The 2,837-nt window shown below is 56.8% G+C and carries 3 protein-coding genes; 2 read left to right on the plus strand and 1 reads right to left on the minus strand.

Features of this window, described 5'->3' with window-relative positions:
* Positions 1–1,438: putative bifunctional diguanylate cyclase/phosphodiesterase (locus V6C07_RS03750; RefSeq protein ID WP_333535029.1), on the plus strand; the 1,438-nt coding region annotated here is incomplete at its 5' end.
* A gap of 413 nt (positions 1,439–1,851) precedes the next feature.
* On the opposite strand, the gene V6C07_RS03755 is transcribed toward V6C07_RS03750, so the two are convergent.
* Positions 1,852–2,421: a hypothetical protein gene (locus V6C07_RS03755; protein WP_333535030.1), complete on the minus strand. Its 570-nt coding sequence runs from the start codon at positions 2,419–2,421 to the stop codon at positions 1,852–1,854.
* Between the two features lie 281 nt (positions 2,422–2,702).
* Here V6C07_RS03755 and V6C07_RS03760 point away from each other — a divergent pair.
* Positions 2,703–2,837, plus strand: a 135-nt coding sequence (locus V6C07_RS03760; RefSeq protein WP_333535031.1) for a pantoate--beta-alanine ligase, incomplete at its 3' end; no start/stop codon positions are given.

Raw genomic sequence — 2,837 nt, forward strand, 5'->3', positions numbered from 1 at the left:
GGCGGACGACGCCCCGGGAGATCGCTACATCGGAACCATCAACGATGTGGACGCCGCCACCCGCACGGAACAGGCCCTGCGCCTGCGCGCCGAACACGACCCCCTTACCGGGGCCTACAATACCCAGACATTTTTTGAAAAAGTTGAAGAGCTGCTGCGCGAGTACCCCACAGAGCCTTATGCCGTCCTGCGCTTTGACGTGGCAGGCTTCAAAGCCATTAACGAGGCATTCAGCCTTGAAGAGGGCAACCGCCTGCTGCGGGCCATCGCCCGCCTCATCCGCCAACGCATCGATACCAGCCGCGAGGCATACGCCCGCCTGACGGCCGACGTGTTTGCCGTCTGCGTCACCGGCGACCTCAACCGGATTAAAAGCTTCATCCATTTCCTTTCGCGCAGGCTTGAGCACTATTCCGACACTTTCAGGGTCAAACTTTTCTTTGGCGTCTGCCAGGTGGAAAACCGCCGCACCCCGGCCCATGTGCTCTGTGACTGGGCCTATCTGGCGCAAAAAACCATCAAAGGCAGCGACCTTGCCAACTTTGCCTTTTATGATAACGCGCTACGCCAGCGTCTGCATGATGAAAGCTATATTACCGACCAGATGTACCATGCGCTGGAGCAAAAGCAGTTCAAACTCTACCTGCAGCCCAAGGTGGAACTCTCCAGCGGCCGTATCGTGGGGGCTGAAGCCCTTGTGCGCTGGCAGCATCCGCACGACGGGCTGATCTTGCCCGGCCGCTTTGTGCCGCTTTTCGAGCGCAACGGCTTTATTGTGCGGCTCGACGAATACATCTGGGACCTCACCTGTCAAAGCCTGCGCATGTGGCTGGACAAAGGCTACAAACCCATGCCTGTTTCGGTGAACATGTCGCGCCTGCATTTTAATGACGGCGGCCTGACCAAAAAACTGGTCCAGCTTACAAGCAAATACCGCCTGCCTCGCAACCTGCTCGAACTGGAACTTACCGAAAGCGCCTTCTTTAAAAATGAAAAAGCCCTCATTCACATCATGTGCCAGTTACAGGCCGAAGGCTTTATCTTTTCCATGGACGACTTCGGCACGGGCTATTCCTCGCTAAGCACCCTGCGCGCCCTGCCTTTCGATATTGTCAAACTGGACCGCGCCTTCATCAGCGACGGCACAGACAACGAACGCGGCCAGATTGTGGCCCGCAACACCATTGCCCTTGCCAAAGACCTGCGCATGCAGATAGTGGCGGAAGGCGTTGAAACCCTTGATCAAGCCCGATTTCTGCTCAATTGCGGCTGCAACTGCGCCCAGGGCTTCTACTATTCCCAACCGCTGGACGAAAACGCCTTTGAGGTGCTTGCCTTCATTCAGGAAAAAGCCTTCTGGGTGGACCCCCTGCTGGTCAACGACGCCCGCGCTCTGGGCCTTCCCCTCAGCGACGAAAAGCCCTTCTACGACTTCTAGAGCAGATTAACTTTGAAATGCTTCACATTTCAAAGTTTTCATTCAGCCGAAAAATGCGATTTTCGGCTGAATCCACGCCACATTATGGCGCGCTGCACTTTCGTGCAGCTTTAGAGCATTTACACTTTTTCAAAGTTAAAATGCTCTAAAGCCGCTTTTAAATAAAAAAGCAGCGCCAAGAGCCTAGACACAGCCCTCAGCGCATTCCAGCCTGAAGAGTACCCCAAATCTTTGGCCGCCCAAGCCCGGCACCTGACAGCACAGCGCATGACGGGCGGTCTTCAGCCGCACCAGCCCGGCAGCCGTGCCAGCGGCGCGCCATTTGGGGCATCTGTGTCTGTTGCCTTTCACCTGCTCCTCCCGCCACAGCAAATGCTGCGCACGCCGGAAGCGCCGTTTCCGCTGAAGCGTCCTTACAGGGGCAACCGCAGGAGGCGTATGGTGCTTGGCTGTATATAAAGCAGTTTTTCCTGGCATATGCACCGTGGGCTGGTGACAAAACTGTCTTTACGAACGTTCAGCACGGCCTCGGCCTCATGGCTGCAATCAAAAAGATGCAGCACGTTGTTTTTCAGGCTGTCGGCAGTTGTCCAGTGGCGGTTCATGGGCGGCCCGTCAGGCGTAAGATGCCGCAAAAAACGGAAAACAAGCGCCCGGTGAGCGCCGCCGTTAAGCCACTGGTCAAAACAGTCCCACACCTGCTCCGCCGAAGGGTCCTGATCCGTGCCGAAAGGCTGGCGCACGTCCAACGGAAAAACGCGGCTCTGCATCCGAAGTATGCCGTCCACCAGGTCGCAATAGTCCGTTTCCTGCTCCAGAGCGGCCCGGAAGGTCGCGGGGGAGGCCGCAAGAGCCATAAGCGACTCGTTAAAAATCTCGCGCGCCTTGAGCACCCGGATGCTGTGGGTAAGCCGCAGGGCATTGAGCACGGCATAAATGGCGCAAAAGGTGTCGAGTTTGCCCTGATAAAAGGGTTTCAGCATGGAAATCCTCCCGTAGTTCTTATGCCTACTGCCAGCCAGCCGGTCAAGGCGGAATGCGCCCCGCGGCCTGCCCCATGCTTGCCTGCGCGTCCTGACCAGAGCAGATGAACTTTGAGAGTGTGCATTCTCAAAGTTCACTTCGGCGCTTCACCGAGCAAGTAAATTGCACTTGCCCGGCCTGCCGCGCGGCGCGCCCTTTTTGCATACCCGACTTTTCCTTTACAAGCGTGTCGCGTGCGTGTATAAGAGTTCATTCATAAACTATATCACAATACCTTGATATGCAGATATTTACTACGCCTCAACAACTTGCGGCCCAGTGCCGCGCCTGGCATGCGGCCGGGGACGACATCGCCCTTGTGCCCACCATGGGCTATTACCACGCCGGCCATGAAGACCTCATGGCCCACGGGCGA

Origin of the sequence: Desulfovibrio sp. 1214_IL3152 (assembly GCF_036763055.1) — a bacterium.
In the GTDB taxonomy this organism is placed as follows: domain Bacteria; phylum Desulfobacterota; class Desulfovibrionia; order Desulfovibrionales; family Desulfovibrionaceae; genus Desulfovibrio.

Bases quoted from the DNA above. Each gene is read 5' to 3' on its own strand.
- V6C07_RS03755 (WP_333535030.1), bottom strand. From the start codon at position 2,421: ATGCTGAAACCCTTTTATCAGGGCAAACTCGACACCTTTTGCGCCATT.